The organism is Sulfuricella sp. (assembly GCA_041651995.1).
Taxonomy (GTDB): domain Bacteria; phylum Pseudomonadota; class Gammaproteobacteria; order Burkholderiales; family Sulfuricellaceae; genus Sulfurimicrobium.
Genome location: JBAZID010000012.1, coordinates 78,260 through 84,454, shown reverse-complemented (window position 1 = coordinate 84,454; position 6,195 = coordinate 78,260). Strand labels below are relative to the sequence as shown.

General features: G+C 57.2%; 7 protein-coding genes. 1 reads left to right on the top strand and 6 read right to left on the bottom strand.

The window, feature by feature from the left end; all coding sequences use genetic code 11:
- The 6 genes from WC392_13090 to WC392_13065 all read right to left on the bottom strand — a co-directional run.
- On the bottom strand, positions 1-507 hold a 507-nt coding region (locus WC392_13090), incomplete at its 3' end, for an MBL fold metallo-hydrolase (GenBank protein ID MFA5243298.1).
- Positions 507-1,637: an outer membrane protein assembly factor BamC gene (bamC, locus tag WC392_13085; protein ID MFA5243297.1), complete on the bottom strand. Its 1,131-nt coding sequence runs from the start codon at positions 1,635-1,637 to the stop codon at positions 507-509. The genes bamC and WC392_13090, both read right to left, overlap by 1 nt.
- An 11-nt stretch (positions 1,638-1,648) precedes the next feature.
- Complete coding sequence (dapA, locus tag WC392_13080) at positions 1,649-2,524, bottom strand: 4-hydroxy-tetrahydrodipicolinate synthase (GenBank protein MFA5243296.1); 876 nt, start codon at positions 2,522-2,524, stop codon at positions 1,649-1,651.
- 248 nt (positions 2,525-2,772) lie between these two features.
- Positions 2,773-3,456: an OmpA family protein gene (locus tag WC392_13075; protein ID MFA5243295.1), complete on the bottom strand. Its 684-nt coding sequence runs from the start codon at positions 3,454-3,456 to the stop codon at positions 2,773-2,775.
- A gap of 70 nt (positions 3,457-3,526) precedes the next feature.
- Entirely contained in the window at positions 3,527-3,985 is a 459-nt protein-coding gene (locus tag WC392_13070) for a glycine zipper 2TM domain-containing protein (GenBank protein ID MFA5243294.1), read from the bottom strand.
- Positions 3,986-4,060: 75 nt separating this feature from the next.
- Positions 4,061-4,867 carry a hypothetical protein gene (locus WC392_13065; protein ID MFA5243293.1) on the bottom strand — a complete coding sequence of 269 codons (807 nt, stop codon included), beginning with the start codon at positions 4,865-4,867 and terminating at the stop codon, positions 4,061-4,063.
- Between the two features lie 413 nt (positions 4,868-5,280).
- Here WC392_13065 and WC392_13060 point away from each other — a divergent pair, with 413 nt between their 5' ends.
- Complete coding sequence (locus WC392_13060) at positions 5,281-6,114, top strand: Crp/Fnr family transcriptional regulator (protein MFA5243292.1); 834 nt, start codon at positions 5,281-5,283, stop codon at positions 6,112-6,114.
- The last annotated feature ends 81 nt before the right edge of the window (positions 6,115-6,195 follow it).

The following is a 6,195-nucleotide window of genomic DNA, read 5'->3' as shown; positions in this document are numbered from 1 at the left end:
GCATATCCGCATCGTGATTACATTCAGGACCAGCGCATGACAAGCGTTCAGAGTGGTCTCGATATGAGGGGTTGAGCAACCGGCGTCAGTCAGCACGCCCAGACGCCGCGCTCCGTCACCAAAGACGAACTGGGACGGTTCGCGGGCATCATGGGGAACGGGGTACGGCTCGATTTCAATATCGCCAATCATGAAGCGATGATGGCAATCAAACAGATGAACGGCCTGAGCGTCCTTGAATTGCGAGGAGGAACTACTGAATGTACCGTGAGTGAGCCAGACGGGGAGATCATATTTGCGCGCGAAAGCCGCGACGCCGCGGATATGGTCGGTATGCTCGTGCGTGACGACAATGGCGCTGATATCCTCGGCCGCCAGATCCAGCCGAGCCAGGCGCTGCACGGTTTCGCGTATCGCGAAACCGCAATCCAGCATCACTCTGGTCCGGCCCGCCTCGACAACCAGCGCATTGCCTCGACTACCGCTTCCGAGGGAAGCGAACCTCATTACTTCAATTGCGCGTGCAGCAACTTGAGGATTTTGTCCGCAGTATCCGAACTTTCAGCCTTGCCATCCTTGTTCAGCACTTGCACTTGCGAATTCTCTCCACTCTCTGAAACCAGAATGCGGTACTGTTCCTTGCCCAGAACCTTGCTGTCACTGCTGTTCCAGAAAGCGAGTTTTGACAGCCAACCCTTCTCTTCTTTCTTGCCGTCAATTTCAGGGTCGATATAGCGCACAAAGTACAGCCCCTTGGAGCGATCCCGGTCCACCACGGTAAAGCCGACACGGTCCAGGGCCAGGCCCACGCGACGCCAGGCACGATCGAAGGTGTCCAGCACCTGCAGCATCTGCGAACCATCCTGCGCCCGGCTGATCTTGGCACGCTCCACCACGGGCACGCTTGCGATCTCTGTCTTGGCGCGTGCATCTTCCACTCCGAAGCGCACCATCAGACGGCGCAACATTTCGGCTTCCAGTTCAGGGTCCGCCTGGCGCGGTTGCCAGATAGTCCTGTTGCCGCCATCGCCACCTTCAAGCACTTCATACATACCGCGGTGACTGATATAAACCTCGGTTGTAGCGGCATCCTTTCCGCGCTCCAGACGGGTACGGAACTTGTCGCGCTCAGCCGTGGAATAAAGGCCATCCAGCACCTTGCCCAAGGTGCTGCGGATCATATCCTGCGGGATTTTGGCGCGATCCTCCGCCCAGTCCGTTTCAATCACGCCGGACTCGGGGGATTCGGTTTTAATAATGAAGCCCAGTTCCTGCCAGAATTCCTTCACCACCGGCCAGACCTGCTCGGGTGTTGCGCGCACCACCAGCCAGCGCTCGTTTCCGGCGCGTTCTACGGTAACCTTGGGCTGTTGCGGCAGCAAATCCGTGCTGCCAGCCTGCGGCTGCGCCACACGCTCGCGATTATAGGAGGAGAAAGTGGCGCTGCCTTGCGGGTTCACATCAGGCACCACAAATTTATTATCCGAAACAGGCGCGGTTAGGTCCGGCGGCACTTCCAGCGGCGGAACCTTGCCAGCAGACTTGTAATCGATTTTCTTGCCTTCCAGAAAGGAAGAGCTGCAACCCGCCAGCAACGCCAGGAGGGTGATCGGTAAAACCAGTTTGCGAAACATCATTAATTTAACCTTCAGATCAGTTCTGCTTGCTTCATGGCGGCTTTGAGCGTGTCGTGAAAAGCCGTAGAAAGCGGGGTGAGAGGAAGCCGGATGCCATTGCCGATCAGTCCGAGTTGCGCGACCACCCATTTCACCGGGATGGGATTGGCTTCCACGAACAGTTTCTGGTGCAGGCCGAAGAGTTTTGCATTGATCGCCAGCGCAGCGGGCAGATCCCCGCGGAATGCCGCCGCGCACATTTCGTGCATCTTGCGCGGCGCCGCATTGGCCGTCACCGAAATGACGCCATGGCCGCCGAGCAGCATGAATGCCAGCGCGCTGGCATCGTCGCCGGAATAGAGGGCGAAACCGGCAGGCGCGCGCAGGATCAGGTCCGTGCCGCGTTCCAGGTTGCCGGTCGCATCCTTGATGCCGATGATGTTGGGAATCTGTGCCAGGCGCAGCACCGTGTCGTTGCTGAGATCGCAGGCGGTGCGGCCGGGCACGTTGTAGAGAATCTGCGGAATGTCCACCGCCTCGGCAACGGCCTTGAAGTGGCGGTAAAGCCCTTCCTGGGTGGGTTTGTTGTAGTAAGGCGTGACCAGCAGACAGGCATTGGCGCCTGCTTCCCTGGCGCAGCGGGTCAGCTCGATGGCCTCGCTGGTCGAATTGGCACCGGTGCCGGCAATCACGGGAATCCGTCCCGCCACCCGCTCCACCGTGGTGCGAATGAGCTGGCAGTGCTCTTCAAAATTCACCGTCGGCGACTCGCCGGTGGTGCCGACGATCACGATGCCATCCGTGCCTTCCGCCAGGTGAAAATCCACCAGCGCACGCAAGCGGTCCAGATCCAGACTGCCATCCTCGTACATGGGCGTCACAATCGCTACCAGACTGCCTTTAAGCATGAAGCCAATTCCCGCAAAAAGAGTGCAGTTTAACCCTCCCGAACCGTTCGTGTCGAGAGCGCCGCCACAAAGCGTGCTGATGAAAAGTACTCAAATGGAACGGCCATGATCCGTTTGGTTTCTGGCACTACGGTTGCGTGCCACGTTTCGTGCGAATGAAGCTTGATCCATGCCGCAATAAAAACAAAAGGCCAACCAAAAATGAATTGGCTGGCCTTTACTTCCTGCGGAACATTTGGGGGCGAGCTTTACTTCTGGGTTGGCTTCTGAACCCTTACTTCCACCATGACACGGCGATTGGGTTGCAGGCACTCGACCAGCTTCTTGTTCTTGCCGCTGACTTTGCCCTTCACGTCATCACAGGGAACAACCGGCGCGGCCTCGCCTTTGGCCGCGGTTTCAATGCGCTTGTCTTCAATGCCCTGGCCAACCAGGTAAGCCTTAACAGCATCTGCACGGCGCTGGGAGAGCTTCTGATTGTAGGCATCGGTACCGATGCGGTCGGCGTGGCCGGTCACCAGTACCACTTCGACTTGCGGATATTGCTTCATCTTGCTAACGACTTCATCGTCCAGAATTTTCTGGCCGTCAGCGCGGATGACAGACTTGTCGAAGTCAAACAGCGTTTCGGCTTGCAGGGTAATGGCGGCGAAAGCCGCTTTTTCCGGGCCGGTGGCAGGGACTACAGCGGGGACCTTGGCTTCAGCCATTTTTGGCTCTTCTTTCTTGATCAGATCCGGATCGCATTCTGCAATCGCCATGGCCGGTGTCCAGTAGCCGGTTTTCCAGCACTCGTTGTAATTGTTCTTGACCACATTGCCGCGGGTATCGATCAGGTAACCTTCCTTGGCGACTTCATGGGCGGAAGCCATGCCAGCGAAGGTTAAAGAAGCCATGGCCAGCGCATTAAGAATGATTCGTGAGGTTTTCATGTTATTTCCCTTTGTTAAACTGAAACTTTAAATCCGGTCGCGCAGCGGGCCGCCGGCAATTCATTACGTGTTAGTAGCGAGACACGCGGTCATTCTCGACACGGACCCGGTCTCCGACGCGCAAGTCGCCTATGCTCTGCAGCGTCACGGTTTGATACCCGCCGTTGTCAAGGCGCACCCGTATGCGATATGCATCTTGTTGCTGCCTGTTACTCTTTTCTATCTGGTGTCCGGCCATTGCGCCACCTACCACGCCGGCCACGGTCGCGACATCCTTGCCTGTGCCTTCACCGACCTGGTGTCCGAGCACTCCGCCCACGACACCGCCGATGACGGCGCCAGCGCCTATCCCGCTGCCGCCTATCCCGCTGCTGCTCTCACGAGTGATCTCGATCGCATCGATCACGCCATAAGTGGTATTGGAATAGGATGGTGCGGATGACACGGGGGGAGAATAGGTATTCGCGCAACCACTCATCAGGGCTGACGTAGCGAGAAAGACTGCGATTAGTATTTGGGGTGTTTTCATAAAACCTCCTGATTTGATGATTGCAGGTTAATCGCAAAATCAAATACGGTCTGTGCGGTGTCGCACATAAGCTTGTTACTCATTGCGGCCACGACCCCGCTCCTGCTCCTGCTCTTGTTTGCGTTTCTGCTCGCGCGTGGCGTCCTTGCCTTGCTGTTTTTCTTCCCGCCCCTGCGATTTTGGCGCCTGCTGCTCACGCGGGTCCAGCCTTGGCTGTGGCTGCTGCCCACGATCCTGAACTTCCGGGCGAACCTGCATTTCCCGTTGGGCCGGAGCTCTTTGCCCCGCCCGTTCCTGATAGTGTTGCTGCACTACCGGGTCACGCGCCTGGTAACGGTAATTCCGCTGCTGGAGCTGCTGTTGTTGCTCCAGTTGGCGGGGATAGCGATCCCCTGAATATTTTCGCTGGTAGCTTGGCAGCGGAGCCGGGGCCGGGGCCGCGCGGCGGTCCCACCTGTCCCAGCCGCCTCTGCGCTGCTCCCAATCACGGCCCCAGTGATCACCCCAACGTGGCGGCGCATCAGACTGCCATCCACGGAAATACGCAGGCGGCTGGCGGTAGTAACTCACGGGAATTCGCAGGATGAACACAGGCACAAACTCCGGCGCCACGAGCCCCCAGGGGCCGTTGTACCAGGAACTCGCGTACCAGTTATCGTCCTGGTAAACCCAGTACATGCTGTCGTAAAAAAAGAAGTTGGCTTCCAGCCGTGGCGCATAGTAGACCGGGTAACCTGGCACGCGGACGAGTTGCGGGTATGCCGGCAGGTTGATTCCGATGCTTACGTTTGGCAGCGAAATGCCGACGCTCACCTGAGCAGCGGAGGATGCCATCGAGTACAACAACATCCCCAGCACCATGAATACATAGCGAATTTTCATTTTGTGACCTCCAGTTCGATAACCAGGGCCAGAGTCATGGTTGTCGACGACAATGCGAAACCAACTCCAACTTGCTGCATGCTAGCCGCTCTTGCCCAAGACTTCTGTGCGGTATCGCACAGAAGCGGGTCGTGATGAATATTTATATGGCATCCGCCAATACCTGATGCTGCCGGAATTGCTCACTCATTGGATGCGCTCATGTAGCACTTGGCAATACATACTGCGTGGTATTTACTTCCAGACTTTCAGTGGCTTACGCTATGTCAAAATGACGTTGCCCTGGGCCAGGGCATAGATCAGCGCTGCCGCAGATAACTCCACATAGAGCAAGGAGAGAGGAAAACGGACATTGCGAAACGTCGTTTCATGATTCGGGGCGGCGTTTCGCCATGACCGTTAGGGAGATTTACATGTCTGACTTGTGCACCCCACGACAAAACCACCTTCTCGCCGCACTGCCCGCAGCCGAATACGATTATCTGTCTCCTCATCTTGAACTGGTCCAGATGCCGCTCGGTGAAACACTTTATGAGTCCGGCTGCCCGTCGCACCATGTCTATTTCCCCGCGACTGCCATTGTGTCCCTGCTCTATGTGATGGAGGATGGCGCATCAGCCGAAATCGCCGGGGTCGGCAATGAGGGAATGCTCGGCGTTGCGCTCATCACGGGCGGAGAAAGCATGCCCCATCGAGCCATGGCGCTGTGCGCGGGCTATGCCTACCGGCTGAGGGCGCAGGTGCTGAAGGACAAATTCAATCGTGCCGGGGGGCGCCGTACCAGCGCATTGCATGATTTGTTGCTGCATTACACCCAGGCACTGATGACACAGATGTCCCAGACCGCAGTGTGCAATCGGCATCATTCGATGGAGCAGCAAGTTTGCCGCTGGCTGTTGTTAAATCTCGACCGATCGCCCTCGAACGAATTGACCCTGACACATGAATTGATTGCCAGTTCGCTCGGCGTGCGTCGCGAGGGCATCACGGAGGCCGCCGGGAAATTGCAGCACGCAGGGCTTATTGGCTGCCGCCGTGGACACGTCACGATTATTGAACGGTCTGGATTGGAGGATCGGGCCTGCGAGTGCTACCAAACAGTCAAAACAGAATTCAATCGTCTGCTACCCGATGTGAATGCCACGCAAGCCAGGACTCATGACATGAGGACAGACATTGCCGTATCACGGGACGAAAAGCGTTCTATCGCATCGCGTCCCTTCAACCCTTGTGCATATGTGCCATAGCGCCTGGACTTGCCCCGGCAACGACGAATATTCTGATTTGTCTTTTCTTCATTGTGCGGGCGGAGCATGATGACTGCCTGA